Consider the following 19,222-nt stretch of genomic DNA (forward strand, 5'->3'; position numbering starts at 1 on the left):
CGCGCCCCTCCCCCCCCCGGTAACCCACCGGGGGGGGGGGGTAACCCGGTCCCCCCAACGCGGGGGGGGGCCGGCCCCCAAACGCACGCCCCCTCCCGGGCGCGGCTCCCCCGACACACCTCTCCCCGCTTCGCGGGGCGAGGAACCCAAGATCGCGTGGGTGGTCCTTGTCAGTGTAGGCCGAACTCGCGCAGCAGTTTTTCGCGGTAGCGTACGAAACGGCTTTCGCTGCGCTCGCGCGGGCGGGGCAGGTCGATGTCGATCAGCCGCGCCGCGCCGCCTTTCTCCTTGGGCAGGATCAGCACCCTGTCGGCGAGGTAGATCGCTTCCTCGAGGTCGTGGGTCACCATCACCATGGTGACGTTCTCCTCGCTCCAGATGCGCGCCAGTTCCTCCTGCATGCCGATCTTGGTCATGGCATCGAGCGCGCCCAGCGGCTCGTCGAGCAGCAGGATTTCAGGCTGCACGGTCAGCGCGCGGGCGATGCCGACGCGCTGCGCCATGCCGCCCGACAGCTGCCTTGGGTAAGCATCGCTGAACTCGGCGAGGCCGACGAGCGCGATGTAGAAGCGCGCCCGTTCCTCGGCCTCGGCCTTCGGCAGGCCGCGCACTTCGAGGCCGAAGGCGACATTGCCGAGCACCGTCAGCCAGGGCAGCAGGCGCGGTTCCTGGAAAATCACCGCGCGCTCGGCGCCGACGCCGTGCACCGGCTTGCCGTCGATGGCGACGCCGCCGCTGTCGGCGGCCTCCAGCCCGGCCAGGATGCGCAGCAGCGTGGTCTTGCCCGACCCGCTGGCGCCGACGATGACAAGGCATTCACCCGAGCGGATGTCGAGGTTGAGCGTTCTCAGCACGGCAAGCGAACGCCCGCCGATGCTGAAGGATTTGGACAGGTCGCGTATGCTGACCTCACAGCCGTTTGTGCCGCTCATCGGGCTCGTCTCCCAGCTGATTGTCTTTGCCGGTTCGCCTTGTCAGTTGGTCTTGGTTTCGCCCGGCCGGTAGAGGATATCCGCTGCCTTCAGCTTACCCTTCGGCAGGCGGCCGTCGCGCTCGAGCACACTGACCCAGAAATCGATGTCGCGATCGGTTGCCTTGGCCCCCTGGCGCAGCCCAAAGCCGGTCCAATAACGCGCCAGCTCGCCGTTTTCGCCGCGCTTGTCGAGGATTGTCGCGAGCACCTTGCGCGCGTCATCGGGGTTCTGCAGCGACCAGTCGGAGGCGCGGGCGGACTGTTCGACGAAGTTGCGGGCGGCGTCGGGATGCGCCGCGATGAAGTCGCGCCTGAGCACGACGAAGCCGCCGGCCAGCTCGCCGAGCACGTCGGTATCGTTGAACACGCCGCGCACGCCGCCATTGTCGACCAGCGCACCGGCAAACGTCGCCTGCCAGTAGCCGAGCGCCGCGACGTCGACCTGGCGGGAGCGCAAGGTCTGCTCGAGCTGCGGTCCGGGCACGACGACGAGATTGGCGGCGTCCGGCGACAGGCCGACGCTGTGCAGTGCCTCGCGCACGGTGTAGTCGAGATGGGCGCCGAGCGTGTTGACGGCGATGGTCTTGCCAGCAATGTCGGCGATCGATTTGATCGGGCTGTCGTCGAGCACGTAGAAGACGCTTCGCACCTTGCTGTTGATGCCGTTGCTCGGATAGACGGCGACGAAGTCGTTGCCGCCGGAAATCGAATTGATCACGGCGGCGGTCGCGGCCGAGCCGATATCGACGCTGCCGGAGGCAAGCGCAAACAACGATTCCGGGCCGCCACCGGAATAGCCGACATTCTCGACCTCGATACCGAGGCCTTTGAAATAGCCGAGCTCGTCGGCCAGTTCATGCGGAGAGATGCTGCCGCGGCTTGCGAGGGAGCGGAACTTGACGGGTGCCGCTTCGGCAAAGGCGAAGCGCGGCAGGCCGGCGGCGAGGAGGCCGGCGGCGAAGGGCGCGCCGGCAAGCAGGGAACGGCGGGTGATTTTCATTATCCGGGTCTTTCCTGATTCGAGTTCTGGCCTGGTTGAGATTGGTAAAGGCGGGTGGTCAGTCGACGGCATTGCTCCAGCGGCAGAGCCGCCGCTGCAGGCTGACCAGCGCCTGGTTGGCGATCAGGCCGAGGCCGGCGAGGATGACGATTGCCGCAAACATCAGCGGGATCTGGAAGTTGTACTGCGCGTTCATCACCTGAAAGCCGATGCCCTTGTTGGCGCCGATCATTTCAGAGGCGATCAAAAGCAGCAGCGCCGTGGTGGCGCTGAGCCTCAGTCCCACGAAGATCGAGGGCACGGCGCCGGGCAGCACGACGCGGCGGAAGACGGTGAGCTGCCGGGCACCGTAGACGCGGGCCATCTCCAGCAGTTTCGGATCGACCTGCTTGACGCCGCCGATGGTGTTGAGCAGCAGCGGGAACAGCGTCGCCCAGAAAATGACGAACACCTTGGAGGCTTCGCCGAGCCCAAGCAACAGGATGAACACCGGATAGAGCGCCAGCGCCGAGGTCTGGCGGAAGACCTGCAGGATGGGATCGAGAGCGGTTTCGACCGCCCGCACCTGGCCCATGAACAGGCCAAGCGGGATGGCGACCAGCACGGCGGCCGCGAAGGCGAGACCGGCGCGCTGCAGGCTGATGGCGATGTCGCCGAGCAAGGTGCCGCCGGCCAGCCCCTTCCAAAGCGCCGCGACAATCGTATCGATCGGCGGCAGCACGGCCGTGTTGACCCACCCTGCGCTGCTCGACACTTGCCAGATTGCGAGGAAAGCAATGAGGACGCCGTAGCGCGACAGGAAGCGGATGCCTGCCCGGCCGCCGAGGCGTAGGAAGTCCGTGCCGAGGCTTGTTGTGCTGTCACGCGTGCCGAGGCTGGCGGCCTGTTCGATGTGCTGCAAGGTCATCGTCTTGCCTCTCGCTTCGAGGGTAGTGGGCTTCTCGGAATTATTCGGCGGCCAGCACGGCCGAGCGGGCAGCGGTCCACGGGTTTTCCGGCCGCCTGAGGCCGAGGTTCTCGCGCAGTGTCCTGCCTTCATAGGCGGTGCGGAACAGGCCGCGGCGCTGCAGTTCGGGGATCACCAGCTCGACGAAGTCGTCGAGCCCGCCGGGCAGCCAGGGCGGCAGGATGTTGAAGCCGTCGGCGGCTTCGTTGCCGAACCACTCCTCCAGCTGGTCGGCGACCTGCGTGGCGCTGCCGATGACGGTGTAATGGCCGCGGGCCGTCGCCACCCATTGATAGAGCTGGCGGATGGTGAAGTTGTGCTCGTCGGCAATCTGGCGGATCAGCGCCTGGCGGCTCTTCATGCCTTCGGTTTCCTTACTCGGCGGTAGCGGTCCATCGAGCGGATAGCCTCTGATGTCGAGCGTCTGACCGGCCAGCCCGTTGAGCAGGGCGACGCCGTCCTCCGGCATGATGAGGTCGTTCAGTTGCTGGTATTTGGCGCGCGCTTCTTCTTCGGTACGCCCGACGAAAGGTGCTACGCCCGGCATGATCAGCACCTGTTCGGGATCGCGGCCAAAAGCCGCCACGCGCGCCTTGATATCGCGATAGAATTCCTGCGCCGACGCCAGGTTCTGATGGGCGGTGAAGATGACTTCCGCCGAGTGGGCGGCGAGCTTGCGGCCGTCTTCCGATTGCCCCGCCTGCACCACCACCGGGTGCCCCTGCACGGGGCGTGGCACGTTGAGTGGACCCTTGACGCTGAAATGCGGGCCCTTGTGGTCGATGTCGTGGAGCTTGTCCTTGTCGTAGAAGCGCCCCGATTTCTTGTCGCGGATGAAGGCGTCGTCCTCCCAGCTGTCCCACAGCGCCTTGACCGTCTCGACATGCTCATGCGCGCGGGCATAGCGCTCGGCGTGGGCAGGCTGGGTCTCGCGATTGAAATTGCGCGCGGTTTCGTCGCCGGCCGAGGTGACGACGTTCCAGCCGGCCCGGCCATTCGACAGATGATCGAGCGAGGCGAATTTGCGGGCGAGCGTGTAGGGCTCCTCGTAGGTGGTCGAGGCAGTGGCGATGAAGCCGAGATGTGTAGTAAGCGGCGCCAGCGCTGCAAACAGCGTCACCGGCTCGAAGCCGGCGATCTTGGCGTTGCCGCCTTCGCGGGCGCCGAGCCCGACGGTCAGATTGTCGGCGAGGAAATAGGCATCGAACAGACCGCGCTCGGCGGTCAGGGCAAGCTGCTTGTGGAACTCGAAATTGGTGGCGCCGTCGGCCGGCGCCTCTGGGTGGCGCCAGGCGGCGATGTGCTGTCCGCCGCCGGGCAGGAAGGCGCCCAGTTTGATTTGCCTGGATTTGGTGGATCGGGTCATCGCGGCGTGCTCCTGGATTGATCGGGGAGGGATCTCGGTTCAGTGGTGCGTTCAGGCGGCAAGGCCGACGCGATAGGGCTCCCCGGTTGCCCGGCATGCCTCGGCGACCGCCTGCCGGGCGCGGGCGTGGATGGCTTCCGACACCAGCACGCCATTGGCAAAATCCTTGTCGGAGGCGTAGATCGCGGTCGGCACGGTCAGCGCCTCGAAGAAGCCGAACAATGGCCGCAGCTGGTGCTCGACGATCAGCGAATGACGCTCGCCGCCACCGGTCGCGGCGAGGATGACGGGCTTGCCCCTCAGCGATGACGGATCGAGCAGGTCGAAGAAGTGCTTGAAAAGCCCGGTATAGCTGCCTTTGAAAGTCGGCGAGCCGGCCACCAGGATGTCAGCGCCCAGCAGCCGCTCGACGATGTTGCGCGCCGCCGGATCGAGGTCGCCGAGGCGCCTTGCCTGCGGCAGGGACGCGCCGAGATCCTCGATGTCGAAGACGGCCGAGGCCGCGCCGATGCTTTCGGCGGCCTGCCCGACAATGTGGCTGACGAACGCCTTGGTCTTCGATGGCCGGGTCAAGTTTCCCGACAGCCCCACAACGAGCTTCTTCGACATTCCTGGCTTCCTCTCAAGTGCTCAATTTTCTAACATCTTGGGTCTAGCGATGTATGTAAGTCTAGAGAGTTTGTAGGATTAAAAGAGCGAGAAAATTTCAAAAGCAGGGCGATGAGCGAACTGGGTTTGCGGAACACCGGCCGTAGTTGGTTCATTCCATGCGGCGTACCGCACCGGCGCAGCGCATCCACCAGCGATGCAACGGCATGCCAGTAGCTTGTCCCTCGGGCTGCGGTGAGTCAGGCCAATTTGATTCAAATCCGGCTGTGGATATTTGCTTTTAGGTAAATCGAGGCGGTCATCTTGCCGGCCGGCGAGCAACAGGGAGAAGCCGATGACAAGCGACTTTGCCGGCGCACATCTCCATCTCGAACGCGCCTGCCATTATTTGAGCGGCGACGACGAGACGAGCCGCACGGCTTGTGCGGCTCTGGATCTCCTGATCGATGCAATTGTCGCGGCGCAATTCAAGCGGCCCACGGGTGACGTCGTGGAATTTCCAAGACCGGCAAAGCTGGGACAATCCGCAAGCGGGAACGGGTAATCCCACCGGCGGCGTCGCTTTGCTTCCGCCGGATCACATGAACCAGGTTGCTACCAGGCCGATCGTCGCCGAGAAGATGGCGGCGGTCGTTGCCCAACCGAGTATGTTGGTGCTGTGGCTGTTCACCTGATCGCCCATGATCCTGCGGCTGTTCGTCATCAGCATGATGAGCAGCAGCAAGGGCGGTGTCGAGAAGCCTTGAACGATGCCGGACCAGACCAGCGCTTTCATCGGATTGAAGCCGAGAAAGTTCAGGCCGGCGGCGATCGCCGTAAAAAATCCGATGGCGAGATAAAATTTGGGCGCCTCTCGAGCCCGGGCGTGCAGGCTGTTCTTCCAGCCAATGGCTTGCGCCACATCATAGGCAGCGCCGGTGGTCATGACAGGAACCGCTAGGAAACCGACGCCGATCAAGCCTGCGGCGAACAGAACGCTTGCGGCCTGGCCGGCGAGCGGCCGCAGCGCCTCAGCCGCCTGCGCAGCCGTGTCGATATCGTGGTGGCCCGTCTTGTAGAGCGTAGCACCCGTCGACAGGATGATGAAATACATGATGAGATTTGAAAACATCATGCCGATGAGGATGTCCCGGCGAGAGCGACGGAGTTCACTGTCGGTGGCGCCCTTCCTTTCCCTGAGCGTCGTTCGCCCCTGGGCAATCTCCTCCTCGACCTCCTCATTGGATTGCCATGTGTAGAGATAGGCGGACAGCGTCGTTCCGATGATGGCGACCAGGATCGACAGGAACTCACGGTTGAATTCGATCCTGGGAAGCAATGTTCCGCGCAGCACCGCCGCAGCGTCCGGCTTGGCCAGAATGGCGGCACCGACATAGGCGAGCAGCGCCAGCGCCAGCCAGCGAAAGATGTTGCGGATCAAAGTATAGGAGCCGAAGACCTGGAGGGCGAAGATGAGGGCGGCGACGAACAGCACGATCAGCGGGATGGGAAGCGGCACGAATATGTTGATCGCCGCCGCCATTCCACCGAGATCCGCCGCTGCCTCGATGGTGTTGCCGACGAGCACACCCAACAGCACGGCCCAGAGCAGCCACCGCGGGTAAAAGTCCTTGATGACATGGAACAATCCGCGCCCGGATACCTGACCAAGCTTCGACGACAGATAGACGACCGCGTACATCATCGGCAAGGTCACCGGAGCCGTCCACAGCAGGTCGGGTCCGAAACGGGCGCCGGCGCTGGCATAGGTGCCTATCGCGGAACAATCGTCGTCGGCCGCCCCGGTTATCAGGCCGAGGCCGAGCGCTCGGCCTATGCCGCCTTTGCCCTCCTTCGGTGGGATGGAACGATCGGAACCGGCCTGCCTCATTGCGACCGGACCGGGTTGCGAACGAAAGGCGCGGCCTGCCATGCAACAATTATAAGGATCGGTCGCGGCGCTGGTCTCATTTTGCTTCCTTCAACAACTTGCCCAAACCCGGCGTGCCATGACTTGTTCCTTGGTGCGGCGGAGCAGGGCGTTGCCCTTGGCCCAGTTTTGCTGTCTTGGGGGGCAAGTTCCGGTTGACCGCTTCTGTACGCGAAGCGACTATCCGGCGGGGTGAAGACTACAGGAGGAAATGCAATGGACGAGCCCGGTCAGTGGCGCCACATGTCGAGCGCGCCAAGGGACGGCAGCAGAATCCTTGTCACGGTTCGGCCGTCCGAACAGGGGCCGGCCGAGGTCGACATGGCTTACTGGGCCCGCGCCGATCAGTTCGGCAGCGAAGGCTGGCGCGCTTCGGATTCTTCGCCAGGCCGCATCGTCGAATATGCCGAACCCGAACTGAAGTGCTGGATGCCGCTGCCGTCGGCCAATCTGAGCAAGGGATCGATGCCTAGCCCCTGGGAGGGCGAAGATGTGCCGCTGGTGGATGGCTCGGGGATATGAAAGGGCCGAATGCCCAAGACCTCCAAGAGCCGATGTCCACAGCTACCCGTATTCGCCAAAAGTGCGCGCAAGCTGGCCGCGGCGGCCCGGAAATCGAACCTCTGGATCATTGACGCCCGGCAGGCCCGCTGGTTCTCAAGATAGTGCGCGAGCGCAATGTCGTGGCGCAGTAATCCGCCGCGCGGCTGCTGGTCCTGCCTGTGATCATCATGCCAGATGGGCCATTCCGTCGGGGGTAGCACGGCGTCCTCCTGAGATACTGGTCTACCGACACTTGTCGTCCCTGCGCCGTGAGAAACGCGGTGGAGCCAGCGTGAAGGATTCGTGAAAAACACCAGGTCGGGCGAAATGATGGTTGAAATAGAGGCAAGTACAGGAAAGGATCGCAAAGAAGCTGTGGCTGTGGCGGATCCGATGGCGCACCCTCATCTCTGTCTGTTAGGCGGCTTTGACTTTGCCGGAGGAGCGGTGGCCCCGGTCTTCAGCCGCAAGGCGCGCGCCATGCTGGCTTATTTGGCCCTGCAATCCGGACACTCCCAATCGCGCGAGAAGCTCGCCGCGCTTTTGTGGGGCGGCAACAGCGAAACCCAGGCCCGGATGAACCTTCGACAGGCCCTTTCCGCCATAAGGAAAGGAATGGGCGCATCCGATGGCGAAAGGTTTTTGAGCGACGGCGACAGCGTTACGCTCAATCTCGACGATGTTGATTTCGACGTCGCGCGGTTCGAGGCGCTGGCCGCCGGCTCCGAGCCGGAGCAACTCGAGCAGGCGCTCGTCGTCTATCGTGGCGACCTCCTCGACGGGTTCGGCCTGAAGGAAGAGCAGTTCGAAGATTGGCTCCGAGTGGAGCGCGAGCGATTGAGGGCAATCGCAACCATCGTGCTGGAGAAGCTCGTTGCGCACTATTCGGCAACGAATGATCTTTCATCATGCCTGCGGGCCGCGGTGCGCCTGCTGGCTTTGGAGCCCTTACGGGAGGATATCCACCGAGCCCTGATGCGGACCTATGCCGCCCAGGGCCGCTTTAACTTCGCGCTGAAACAGTATGAGCACTGCCGTGATGTGCTGCAACTGCAGCTCCGCTTGCAGCCCGAGCCGGAGACCCGGCAACTCTATGATGACCTGCGGACGCGCCGCATGACGCCGCAAGCCGCCACCCGGATAGCCGCCTCGATGTCGCCTTCCCAGACACGGCCAACATCGGCAGCCGGAACCGGTGAGCGGCCGACGTCACGGGCCGAGCCGATGCGCCCCACGACCCACTATGTCAAATCGGCCGGAATCAACATCGCTTATCAGGTAACCGGCGACGGGCCGGTCGACCTGATTTATGTGCCTGGGTGGGTCTCCAACCTTGACCTTGCCTGGTCATCGCCGCGGCTGGCGCATGTGCTCCGGCGTCTCGGTTCCTTTGCCCGCCTGATCCGTATGGACAAGCGAGGGACCGGCCTGTCCGATCGCAATGTCGGTTTGCCAACGCTGGAAGAGCGGATGGAAGACATGCGGGCGGTGTTGGATGCGGTCGGATCGAAGCGAACGGTTCTGTTCGGCAGCTCCGAAGGCGGGCCTATGTGCATGCTTTTCGCGGCGACCTATCCCGAACGAACAGCGGCTCTCGTGCTCAACGGAACCTATGCCAGCGGGCGATGGTCGCAGGATTATCCCTGGGCAAGGACAAGCGAGCAGGTAGAAGAAGATCTGACCGCCGTCGAGAGGCAGTGGGGGGAGCCGGCCGACATGAGCAACGCCGCGCCCAGCCTGATGAATGACAGTTTCGAGAGAGAATGGTTCGCCGCGTATCTTAGGAATTCAGCCTCGCCTGCCGACGCGGTCGCGCTCTGGCGCTGGGGCACTGAAATCGATGTTCGCGCCCTTCTCCCAACCGTTCACGTTCCGACACTGATCGTGCAGACGGCGGGCGACCGCTGGGTAAAGCCGGAAGAGGGGCGCTACCTGGCAACGCGTATCGAAGGCGCCAGATACATTGAGCTTGCCGGCCGTGATCACGTAATCTGGGGGGAGAATTCCGATCGTCTGGTCGACGAGATCCAGGCTTTTGTCACCGGCTCGCTGCCGACAACGTCGAGCGAGCGCGTGCTTGTGACGGTGCTGCACATGGAAATCGTCGGGCTGCCGCCGGCTCCCGTCAACGCTGGCGACCGGGCGCGGCGCGATCTGATGCAGCGACACGACGACGAGATACGCAACGAATTGCATCTTGCTAACGGTCGGGAAATCAGCCGCACCGGAAACGGGTTTCTCGCGGTATTTCTGCGACCAACGCGGGCGATCCAATGTGCGGTCGCGGTCCGTCGTCGAATGAAGAGGTTAGACCTTCAGGTTCGCGCGGCAGTTCATATTGGCGAATGCGAAAGGCGCGGAGACGACTTTACCGGTGTTGCAATTCAGCTGGCATCGCATCTGCTCGACGATGCCGGATCGGGCGAGATCATCGCGTCGCGCACGGTTCGTGATCTCGTGGCCGGTTCCGGCCTGGCCTTTGAAGAGCATGGCGAGATGGAGCTTGCAGGTCTTCCCGGCAGCCTGCAGCTTTTTTCCGTCAGTGACCGGCTGCCTGAGGTCCCGCTGGGTTGAAATATGAGCGGGAGAGTTCCATAGGCCGGCGGGATAGCGCCCCCTCTGTCCTGCCGGACATCTCCCCCGCTTGGTCCGGCTTGGGGGAGATCGGCAGCTTCACTGTCGGCCCTCAGAACAGGAATGCGGCGGTAGCGGGGTTCGGGCCGGTGCGGCCGTCGGGCGAATCCATGCCCCGGATAAGCTCGAGGTCCTTCGCTTCCAACTCGAAATCGAAGACATCGAAATTGGCGGCGATCCTGTCCTGGTGGATCGACTTCGGAATGACGATCAGCCCTTCCTGAAGGTGCCACCTGACGATCGTCTGCGCCACCGACTTGCCGTGTTTCCTGGCGATGCTTTCAAGCGTCGGATCGCTCAACAGCCGGCCGCTGCCCAACGGGCTCCAGCTCTCGATGCGGATATTGTGCCTGTCATGGAATTCACGTTTGTCACGCTGCTGGAAGCGGGGGTGGAGCTCGATCTGGTTGACGGTCGGCGTGACGCCGGTATCGCCGATGATCCGTTCGAGATGGTCCTCGTTGAAATTCGAAACGCCGATCGACTTGATCCGGCCTGATTGCCTGAGTTCGATCAGCGCATTCCAGGCCTCGACATATCTGTCCTGGCTGGGCACCGGCCAATGGATCAGGAACAGGTCGATCTGCTCGATGCCGAGCTTGCTCATCGTCTCGTCGAAGGCGCGCAAGGCGGCGTCGCGCTGATGCGCGCCGTTGCGCAGTTTCGAGGTGATGAACAACTCGTTTCTCGGCACGCCGGCCGAGCGGATCGCCTGCCCGACACCTTCCTCGTTCTGATAGCCTTCGGCGGTGTCGATCAGTCTGTAGCCGGCCTCGATTCCCCAGCGCACCACCTTGGCGGTGATGGCTGGATCGACCTGCCACACGCCGAGGCCGATTTGCGGAATGGCGGAGCCGTCGTTCAATCTGATTTGTTCAGGTCGATTCAGGGTAATCTGTTCAGGCATGTTCAGGTCCTTCTGCATCGTTCCGCCCGGCGCACGCTCTATCTAGTCTGGATGGCCGCGAAAGCCAGTCGATATCAGGAGAATGTGAGGAGACGGACGTGAAGCGCTGATCCTCCGCTTCGGGCCGACAGCTCTCTGTGACCCACGGACTCCAGTGAACTCTACACAGGACGGCCCCACTGTTGCGGATTCTGTGGTATTCTGTGGACTATCCGAGGAGGCGACTGCGTTGACCAACAGCTTGGAAGCCGAAGGGGCAAGAGACTGGTCGCCCCTGCTGGTCGCGGCAGAAGAAGGCGATGCGGAGGCGGTTCGATCGGAATTGGCGGCTGGCGCCGATATCAATCAGTCGGACGACGGCGGCTGGTCTGCACTTCACCTTTCAGCCCTCAATGACCGCACAGCCGTGGTGGAGGCGCTGATCGAAGACCCGGAAATCGACGTGAATTCCAGAAACAAGTGGAAGAGCACACCCTTGAGCCTTGCGTCGGCCAAGGGACATTACGCGTGTATCTCAGTCCTAGTGAGACACCCCCAGATAAAGATCAACGCGCGAGCTGACTACTACGGCAGAACGGCTCTTATCGAGGCGGCGAAGAACGGGCATCTCGAAGTCGTCAAGTTGCTCGTGGAGAATGGCGCGGAAGTAAATCTGACCGATAAGACGGGGAGAAACAACGCGCTCATCGAGGCTATCAAGGGGCGGCACTACGAGATCGCGGAATACCTGCTGGATTCTGGGAAAGTGAGCTTTATCAACAAAGAGATGAGGCTAAACGCCCTGATCTGGGCTGGCAGCTGCCACAACCCTCAGCTTATCGAAAAGCTGGAAACCGCGATCCACAGTTTCTTCGACGGCAAATAGGGGCCTCGTCCCTACTTGTCGCGGGCGCGTCCGTATCTCCTGTCACGTCGACACGCTCGATGGCGCAAACGGCCCCGCGGCACTTTCCATAAATTATTCAACCAAACGGTTGAATATCCGAAGCTGCGCGCCTATATTCAACTACATGGTTGAATTACAGATACCTCAGATAGACGCGGTCTTTCACGCCCTTGGCGACGCCACCCGCCGGCACATGCTTCGCGATCTCGCCGATGGCGAGAAAACGGTAAGCCAACTCGCGGAACCCTTCGCGATGTCGCTCGCGGCCGCCTCCAAGCACATCAAGGCGCTGGAGAATGCAGGGCTTATTCGTCGAGAGGTGAGGGGCCGCACGCATCTGTGTCGTCTGGACCCCGGACCGCTGGCCAGCGCCCATCAGTGGCTCAGCTTTTATGAGCGCTTCTGGACCGGGCGTCTCGATGTTCTCGAACGCCTCCTTCGCGAGGAGGACGCACGCAAAGCCCAGGAAGAGCCCAGGAAATCGCCCAACTCTGAAGAAGGAGACCAGCAATGAACCAGATGAGAACCATCGACGCCTATGGCGCGCTGAGCGAGCCCGCCACGTTCACCATCCAGCGCCTTTTGCCCGGCACCATCGAGCGCGTCTGGGCCTATCTCACCGAGAGTGACCTGCGCCGGCAATGGATGGCAGCGGGCCAGATGGAAATGAAGGCGGGCAGCTCGTTCAAGTTCGTCTGGCGTAACGACGAGCTGACCGACCCGCCTGGCCAGCGCACCGCGGGCTTTCCCGAAGAGCATCGGATGGAGGGCCGGATCACCGAACTCGATCCGCCGCGCAAGCTTTCCATCACCTGGGGAAATACCGGCGGCGTCTCCTTCTTGCTGGAGGCGAAGGGTAGCGATGTGCTGCTCACCGTCGTCCATCGCCGGCTGCCGGAACGTGCAATCCAGCTCAACATCACCGCCGGCTGGCACATGCACCTCGACCTGCTGGCCGCCCGCCTGGCGGGTGAGACACCGACCTCATTCTGGGACGGCTGGAGCCGCCTGCGGGAAGAATACGACCGCCGCCTGCCGGCCTGATGTAACTCGCGGCGGCCATCCCTGAGGTCGCCGCCAGCCACACGAAGCAACGATGAACCGATCAAACGTGCTTGCGTCCCGCAAGCCTGATGGAGGAAGTCATGCGTAAATTGATCACTGGAATGAAAATTTCCGTCGACGGCAAGATGCAGGGGCCCGAGGGTTATGCCGATTGGGTCGACGCGTGGTCTGACGAATACGGCCTGACGCCGCAAATCGACGCCTGCCTGCTTGGCAGCGTCATGTACGCCGGCTACGAGCGCTACTGGAGCGCCATCCAGAACGAGCCCGACAAGCCGCTGCCGATGACCGGCAAGTTACCGAAGCCGGCCGAGCTCGAATGGGCCCGCTTCGCCGCGCAGACCCCGCATTATGTGCTGTCGAACACAATGACTTCGGCGGCCTGGCCAAAGACGCGCTTCTTGCGGAATTTCGAGGACATCGCTGCCCTCAAGCAGCAGCCCGGCAAGGACATTTACCTTATGGGCGGCGCCCGAATTACCGCGAGCCTTATTGATGCCGGGCTGGTCGATGAACTCAGGCTGATCGTCTATCCCCTGCTCGCCGGTGAAGGAAAGGCGCTGTTTGGGACGGCGAAGAATCGTCGTGGGCTCGAACTGCGCAAGGTCGAACAGCTGTCGGACGGCCGCGTCGGGCTGGTCTACGGGATCGGCTAATTAGCGCCGACGTCAGGCGACGGTACCGCGGCAGGCCCAGGCGACATTGGCAAAGGACCTCGGGCCGTCGGGCCGGCCGGCCTCGTAGGCGTCGCGCATGGCGGCGTCGGTGCGCGCCCGCTCTTCCGGGTCGAGCGTGGCCACATACTTGCCGAGCGGCCCTTCGCCGGCGGCAATCGGCGCCCAGTAATCGTCGAAGCTTTCATAGTCCATGCGGATCATCAGCTCGGTCTCCGTAACTTCGCGGAGACCCTGCTCGACAAAGGTCCGTTTCATTTCACCCGGCTGCATCATCGGCTGCGTGCAATAACGGGCGCGCAGCTGGCGTCCGCCTTCGCTGAGCACCGCCACCGTGTCGACCATCATGCGCATCCCCGGCATGCCGCCGAGATGGTCCCATACCGTCGCCGCGACCACGCCGCCCGGCCGCACGACACGGCGCATCTCGGCGACTGCCTTGCCGGCTTCGGGCACGAAATGGAGCACGAGCAGCGCCAGGGCGCGGTCGAACGCACCCTCCTCAAAGGGTAGGGCGCAGGCATCCGCCTGCTGAATTTTTATCCGCGGATCGGTATTGCGGCGGATTGCCTCCTCGACGAAAACGGCTGAAAAGTCGATCGCCGCGACCTCGCTGAGATCTGCCGCCTTGACCAGCGCGAACGTCAGGCTGCCGGTGCCGCAACCGACGTCGAGGACCTTTTCGCCGTCCTTGAGACCCCCGAAATCGATGAACAGGGGCGCGAGCTTTTGGCTCCAGCGGCCCATGAGCTGTTCATAGCCGGCAGCATGGTGAACGTTGAAACTTGAAGTCATCGAACCCTCCCTTGACGTAAGTTAAACCTCGACACAGCGATTGCCAAGACGGGCCGGCATCCACCTTGGGGCGGCGGCGATCAGCCTTGGCTAGCTATTCGGCCGGGAGCCCGCGGCGTTTCAACTCGCTACGTGGCACCGGATTTCCGACACGGAAGGCGAACGCCACGACCTTCGTCGCATCCGGATCGACCTCGCAACGAAAGCTCAGATCGTACCACTTCCCGTTTGCAGGGAACGGCGCACTGGCGACGTTCATGACCGTGCCGGCCTTCAGCCGATACTCAAGCAAGCTGTCTGGGAAATAGGGAGGCGACGCGTGCACCAATTGCTGTGCAAGCTCCGTGTTGCAGAGCTGGCCGATCCGCACGGCACGCGGCACATTTCTCATGGCTGTTGTCGCTACCGGATCACCGGTTGCTGTTTTCGAGAACAATCTCTTCGCTTCTTGAAGCTTCAAGGGCCTTTGCGCTTTGGCGACACCGGTCGAGTTTGGCTTCGGTGGCTGGGTCGCGGCCGGCTGCGCAGCCTGATCCTTCCCCTCGGCCGCTGTCACGGCAGTTGGCTGCGCAAGCTCCTGCTTATCTGGATCTTGCGGCGCCGGCGGTTGTTCCGAACCATCTTCCGCGCTGTTGCCATCCAGAGACTTCCGGGGACCGGCGTCCTTGTCACCGAATTGGAAGACAGGTCTCTGCGCGGCGGCCTCACGGCTCGCCGGCGTCTCGACCTTTGTTTGCTGCGGCTTTTCCGGCTTGGGCGGTTCAGCGGAAGGCGGAGGTTTGGTTTTTTCCGGCGGCTTAGGCGGCGGCACGATATCCACCGCGATGGCCTGCTCCTTCCCTGGCCGCGAGAGCGTTGCCGGCAGTCCGAACAACAAAAGCGCGACGATGAGCAGATGCAGGGCAATCGAGGTGGGCAAGGCCCACCCGAATACCCGGCGCTGATCCCGTATATCGTCCTTCATCGTGACCGGTGTGTGGAATGAAATATTGGCGGCATCAAGCATCGATGCCGCCCGACGTCGAAATAACCCGTCGCGAATCGAAAGTCGGCGGCTGCAATACGGCGCGTCATCCAATCGTCTGGCGCGGGCGTCCGCGCAGGGGACCGGGCCAGCAGCGCATGCAGCAAGTCGTCATTTCAGGCGGCTAGCAGGCACGCCCTGCCGGCACGGTGTCGCCGGTTGAAATCACAGGGAAACCGATAGCCCGCCGTCGACCGCCAGCACGTGCCCGTTGACGTAAGCGGCAGCGTCGGAGGCGAGAAACACCACGGCTCCGCCGAGCTCCTCAGGCTGGGCCCAGCGGCCCGCGGGGGTTCGTGCCTCGACCCATTTGGTGAAGGCCTCGTCGTTCATAAGTGCGGTATTGAGCTCGGTGGCGAAATAGCCCGGGGCGATGGCGTTGACGGTGATGCCGTGACGGCCCAGCTCAGCGGCGGTGGAGCGTGTGAGCCCGTGCAGCCCTGCCTTTGCCGCCACATAGGCGTGAATGGTGGGACGGCCAAGGATCGCTGCGACCGATCCGGTGTTTATTACGCGCCCGAACTTGTTTGGCAGCATCAGGCGCACCGCGTCGCGCATCATGCGGAAGCAAGCCGACAGATTGACGGCAACCACATGGTCGAAATCCTCGTCCTGCCATTCAACCAGCGGTTTCCGATGCTGGATGCCGGCGTTGTTGACCAGAATGTCGAGGCGGCCATGGCGTTCGACGATCCCTTCGAGCGACGCCCTTGAGATCGCCGCGTCGGTGACATCGAACGGCAGGGCTTCTGCACCGATCCGTTCGGCGGCCGCGGAAAGGGCGGCCATGTCGCGGGCATTGACGATCACCGTCGCGCCGTTTTCCGCAAGTGCCTTGGCCATGGCAAAACCAAGACCACGCGAGGCACCCGTGACCAATGCGACACGGCCCTTGAGCGAGAACAATTCCGGCATCGAGATCCCCTATGAAAAGGGCGGGAGTTCCTCCCGCCCAAAAGCACTACTTGGCGACGCAGGTGTCGGCTGTCTCCGGAGTGCAGACATCGAGGCCCGTGTAGGTGGGGTCGGCCGGCGGAGCCTTGCCGTCCTTCATGTCCTTCAGCGCCATCATCGTCTTGTAGCCCATCTCGAACGGCCGCTGGCCGACCTGGCCAAGGGAGAAACCTTCCTTCATCTGGTCGATCTGTACCGGAAGCGTGTCGGCAACGACAAGGGCCAGAGCCTTCGAGGCGATCTTGTCCTTGTACGGTGCGACGGCGGCGCGATTGGCATCGGGGATGAACTGCGGGAAGCCGCCGGTTGGGACGAATGCGTCGAGGTTCGGGTTTTTCGCCATGATATCCTCGAACTGTTGCACCGAAAGCGGGAAATCATCGTTGGTGTAGAGCGGGCAGCCTTCGATTTCGGTCCAGCCGTTCTGGCCGGTCACCCGATCCCCGGGCGAGGCTGCCGATTTGGTGCCCGAAAGCGTATCGCGAATGCCTTGCATGCGCTCATTGTGGTTGGCCGCCGCGGCGCCGCCCGACTGGATGCAGATCGTGCCGCCTTTTGGCTTGATCTGCATGACAAGCTTGGCAAGGTTCACGCCGATCTCGTAATTGTGCGTGCCGATATAGGCAACGCGCAGATCCTTGTTTTCGGGCAGGAGATCGGAGTCCCAGGTGAGGACCGGGATGCCGGCATCCTTGGCGGCCTGCAGCGCAACCGCCATCGCCGCGGCGTTCGATGGCGACACGGCGATGCCGTCCACCTTCTTGGCCACGAGATCCTGCACGATCTGTACCTGCTCGTCGCCGCCGCCATGTTCGCCGGGGCCGATATACATGCACTCCACGGCGCCATTCGATTCGGCCTCGGCTTTCTTGCAGCCGTCGCGTGCCTGATCGAAGAAAGGATTGTTCATGTTCTTCGGCACGAGGGCGAAGGTGTATTTCGCCTGGGCGCCGGAAACGGCCAGCACCATTACGCCAAGCGCGAGGGCGGCCGTTAGCAGGTGTTTTTTCATGTGACGTTCTCCTCCTTGGTGTGATCCCGCAAGCCTCCCGCCAGCGGGTTTCTAGCGGCGTTTTTTGGGCATCAAGACTGCCAGCGACGCGGCGAGAATCGATCTGCCGCCGGTTTGCATGCCCAAGAGAACCGCAAGAACGATGAAGGCGCCGACGAAGGCACCCTGCCAGTTTGAATCGATGCCGGCCATCAGCAGCGCGTTCCTGATCACCTCGAGGAAGGCCGAACCGATGATCGCACCGAAGGCCGTGCCGGCGCCGCCCATGAGGCTGGCGCCGCCAATGACTGTCGCAGCGATAACGCGCAGCTCATAGCCTTGGCCCATGGCGTTGATGGCCGAGCCGTTATAGCCGAGGAGCAGGAGCGAGGCGAGCGCGGCGGTGAAAGCCGAGAAGACATAGGCCTGGAATTTAATCCAGTTGACCGGAACGCCGGTGAGCCGTGCCGCCTCCTCATTGCCGCCGATGGCGAAGAGATGTCGGGCCCAGGCTGTGAAGTTGAACACGAAGCCGACAATCAGGGCCAGGATCACCATAGTCCAGAATTGCGACGACAGTTCTGGTATCCAATGCGGTGCCCAGTTGTCCGGACCATGCCGTGGCCATTTCCACTGACCGATCGCCTTCACGATCGGAGCATCGGGCCCGAACTGGTAGAGCATCTGGTTGGCCGAGAATACGACCGCAAGCGAACGCGCGACGGACAGCATGCCGAGGGTGACCACAAAGGACGGCATCCCGATATAGGCGACAAAGAATCCGTTGACCGCGCCGCAGGCCAGACCGGAGAAAAGGCCCATGGTGAAGGCGACGTACCAGGGATAATGCCAGGTTAGGAACAGGCCGGCGACGATGACCACAAGGCCCATGACGGAGCCGACCGACAGATCGATGCCGCCGGTGATGATGACGATCGTCATGCCGAGCGCCATGATACCGAAAGGTGCGAAATTGCGCGTCACATTGGCGACGTTTTCAGAGGTGCCGAAGCTCGGCTCCATCGCAGTCATCAACATGACGAGCGCGATGAGCGCGATCGTCACCCAGAAGGGCTGACTTGAAATCACACGTTGGAGAACTGTTTTTTCCTTGGTCGGGACGAAGTCCGACATGGCCGGCCGGCTATGCTCTTCGACTGGGCCCTGAACGCCAACTGACCCCTGAACACTATTCGCCACGGATGGCCCCCGTTATCAGTCCAGTGATTTCCTCGGGCGATGTTTTGTCGGCTGGCTTGTCGGCAACTTTCGAGCCCCGCCTGAGGACGATAATGCGATCTGCCACGGCGAACACGTCAGGCATTCGGTGACTGATCAGCATGACGCCGACGCCTTGCGCTTTGAGGCGTCGGATCAGTTCGAGTACCTCCGCCACCTGGCGCACGGAGATGGCGGCCGTCGGTTCGTCCATCAGCACCAGCTTGGCATTTGAAAGCCGGGTCCGCGCGATGGCGACCGCCTGGCGCTGCCCACCCGACATCTTCCTGACGAGGTCGCGCGGCCGGGTTTCCGATTTGAGCTCCTTGAACAGCGCTGCCGAGCGATCGATCATCGCCTGCTTGTCAAGAATCCTGATCGGCCAAAAGCCTTTCTTTATCTCGCGGCCCAGAAAAACGTTCTGCGCGGCCGTCAAATTATCGGCGAGCGCTAGGTCTTGGTAAACAACTTCGATCCCCTTGGCGCGGGCCTGCACGGGCTGGTGGAAGTGGCACACCTCGCCGTCGACTGCAATTTCGCCGTCGCTCGGAGGAAAATTCCCGGCCACGGTCTTGACTATGGTCGACTTGCCGGCGCCGTTGTCCCCCATCAGACCAACGACTTCGCCTCGCTCCACCTGGAAGGTGACGTCGGTCAGGGCCTGGATAGCCCCGAAGTTCTTGGAAACGTGGCGAACCTCAAGCACCGGCATCGCGGTCCTCCCGGGA

20 protein-coding genes are annotated in these 19,222 nt (G+C 62.8%); 7 read left to right on the forward strand and 13 right to left on the reverse strand.

Features of this window, described 5'->3' with window-relative positions; genetic code table 11:
• Nucleotides 1–170 precede the first annotated feature (170 nt).
• The 5 genes from AC0L2P_RS22690 to msuE are packed head-to-tail and all read right to left on the reverse strand — an operon-like array spanning nt 171 to nt 4,894.
• Nucleotides 171–932, reverse strand: coding sequence for an ABC transporter ATP-binding protein (locus tag AC0L2P_RS22690; RefSeq protein ID WP_473504194.1), 762 nt, complete (start codon nt 930–932; stop codon nt 171–173).
• 42 nt (nt 933–974) lie between these two features.
• Complete coding sequence (locus tag AC0L2P_RS22695; RefSeq protein ID WP_473504196.1) at nt 975–1,973, reverse strand: ABC transporter substrate-binding protein; 999 nt, start codon at nt 1,971–1,973, stop codon at nt 975–977.
• A gap of 58 nt (nt 1,974–2,031) precedes the next feature.
• Nucleotides 2,032–2,880 (reverse strand): ABC transporter permease, encoded by an 849-nt coding sequence (locus AC0L2P_RS22700; protein WP_473504198.1) that lies wholly within the window; start codon nt 2,878–2,880, stop codon nt 2,032–2,034.
• Between the two features lie 40 nt (nt 2,881–2,920).
• Complete coding sequence (locus tag AC0L2P_RS22705) at nt 2,921–4,285, reverse strand: LLM class flavin-dependent oxidoreductase (protein WP_473504201.1); 1,365 nt, start codon at nt 4,283–4,285, stop codon at nt 2,921–2,923.
• 51 nt (nt 4,286–4,336) lie between these two features.
• On the reverse strand, nt 4,337–4,894 hold the full coding sequence (msuE, locus tag AC0L2P_RS22710) for an FMN reductase (RefSeq protein ID WP_473504202.1): 558 nt from the start codon (nt 4,892–4,894) through the stop codon (nt 4,337–4,339).
• Nucleotides 4,895–5,228: 334 nt separating this feature from the next.
• On the opposite strand from msuE, the gene AC0L2P_RS22715 reads away from it, so the two are divergent.
• Entirely contained in the window at nt 5,229–5,438 is a 210-nt protein-coding gene (locus AC0L2P_RS22715) for a hypothetical protein (protein ID WP_473504204.1), read from the forward strand.
• 33 nt (nt 5,439–5,471) lie between these two features.
• Here AC0L2P_RS22715 and AC0L2P_RS22720 read toward each other — a convergent pair whose 3' ends face one another.
• On the reverse strand, nt 5,472–6,764 hold the full coding sequence (locus AC0L2P_RS22720) for an Nramp family divalent metal transporter (RefSeq protein WP_473504206.1): 1,293 nt from the start codon (nt 6,762–6,764) through the stop codon (nt 5,472–5,474).
• A gap of 255 nt (nt 6,765–7,019) precedes the next feature.
• On the opposite strand from AC0L2P_RS22720, the gene AC0L2P_RS22725 reads away from it, so the two are divergent.
• Entirely contained in the window at nt 7,020–7,325 is a 306-nt protein-coding gene (locus AC0L2P_RS22725; protein ID WP_023677305.1) for a hypothetical protein, read from the forward strand.
• Between the two features lie 468 nt (nt 7,326–7,793).
• Complete coding sequence (locus AC0L2P_RS22730) at nt 7,794–9,920, forward strand: alpha/beta fold hydrolase (RefSeq protein WP_473504208.1); 2,127 nt, start codon at nt 7,794–7,796, stop codon at nt 9,918–9,920.
• 112 nt (nt 9,921–10,032) lie between these two features.
• Here the strand turns inward: AC0L2P_RS22730 and AC0L2P_RS22735 are convergent, their stop codons facing one another.
• Nucleotides 10,033–10,887: an aldo/keto reductase gene (locus AC0L2P_RS22735; protein WP_473504210.1), complete on the reverse strand. Its 855-nt coding sequence runs from the start codon at nt 10,885–10,887 to the stop codon at nt 10,033–10,035.
• A gap of 229 nt (nt 10,888–11,116) precedes the next feature.
• On the opposite strand from AC0L2P_RS22735, the gene AC0L2P_RS22740 reads away from it, so the two are divergent.
• The 4 genes from AC0L2P_RS22740 (at nt 11,117) to AC0L2P_RS22755 (ending at nt 13,494) form a co-directional block, all read left to right on the forward strand.
• Nucleotides 11,117–11,752: an ankyrin repeat domain-containing protein gene (locus AC0L2P_RS22740; protein ID WP_473504212.1), complete on the forward strand. Its 636-nt coding sequence runs from the start codon at nt 11,117–11,119 to the stop codon at nt 11,750–11,752.
• A gap of 145 nt (nt 11,753–11,897) precedes the next feature.
• A complete protein-coding gene (locus AC0L2P_RS22745) occupies nt 11,898–12,287 on the forward strand; it encodes an ArsR/SmtB family transcription factor (protein ID WP_473504214.1) in 390 nt (129 codons plus the stop codon).
• Nucleotides 12,284–12,817 (forward strand): SRPBCC family protein, encoded by a 534-nt coding sequence (locus AC0L2P_RS22750; RefSeq protein ID WP_473504216.1) that lies wholly within the window; start codon nt 12,284–12,286, stop codon nt 12,815–12,817. Before AC0L2P_RS22745 ends, AC0L2P_RS22750 begins: the two co-directional genes overlap by 4 nt.
• 101 nt (nt 12,818–12,918) lie before the next feature.
• Nucleotides 12,919–13,494 (forward strand): dihydrofolate reductase family protein, encoded by a 576-nt coding sequence (locus AC0L2P_RS22755; RefSeq protein ID WP_473504218.1) that lies wholly within the window; start codon nt 12,919–12,921, stop codon nt 13,492–13,494.
• Between the two features lie 12 nt (nt 13,495–13,506).
• Here the strand turns inward: AC0L2P_RS22755 and AC0L2P_RS22760 are convergent, their stop codons facing one another.
• The 6 genes from AC0L2P_RS22760 to AC0L2P_RS22785 all read right to left on the reverse strand — a co-directional run bounded on the left by AC0L2P_RS22760 (nt 13,507) and on the right by AC0L2P_RS22785 (nt 19,206).
• A complete protein-coding gene (locus AC0L2P_RS22760) occupies nt 13,507–14,307 on the reverse strand; it encodes a class I SAM-dependent methyltransferase (protein ID WP_473504220.1) in 801 nt (266 codons plus the stop codon).
• A gap of 94 nt (nt 14,308–14,401) precedes the next feature.
• Nucleotides 14,402–15,313, reverse strand: a complete 912-nt coding sequence (locus AC0L2P_RS22765; protein ID WP_473504222.1) for a DUF930 domain-containing protein — start codon at nt 15,311–15,313, stop codon at nt 14,402–14,404.
• Between the two features lie 183 nt (nt 15,314–15,496).
• Nucleotides 15,497–16,246 (reverse strand): glucose 1-dehydrogenase, encoded by a 750-nt coding sequence (locus tag AC0L2P_RS22770; RefSeq protein ID WP_473504224.1) that lies wholly within the window; start codon nt 16,244–16,246, stop codon nt 15,497–15,499.
• Between the two features lie 46 nt (nt 16,247–16,292).
• Entirely contained in the window at nt 16,293–17,297 is a 1,005-nt protein-coding gene (locus tag AC0L2P_RS22775; RefSeq protein ID WP_473504225.1) for a sugar-binding protein, read from the reverse strand.
• Nucleotides 17,298–17,348: 51 nt separating this feature from the next.
• Complete coding sequence (locus AC0L2P_RS22780; RefSeq protein WP_473504227.1) at nt 17,349–18,410, reverse strand: ABC transporter permease; 1,062 nt, start codon at nt 18,408–18,410, stop codon at nt 17,349–17,351.
• A gap of 55 nt (nt 18,411–18,465) precedes the next feature.
• Nucleotides 18,466–19,206: an ATP-binding cassette domain-containing protein gene (locus tag AC0L2P_RS22785; RefSeq protein ID WP_473504229.1), complete on the reverse strand. Its 741-nt coding sequence runs from the start codon at nt 19,204–19,206 to the stop codon at nt 18,466–18,468.
• Nucleotides 19,207–19,222 lie beyond the last annotated feature (16 nt).

It is taken from the genome of Mesorhizobium sp. WSM4836 (assembly GCF_055811815.1).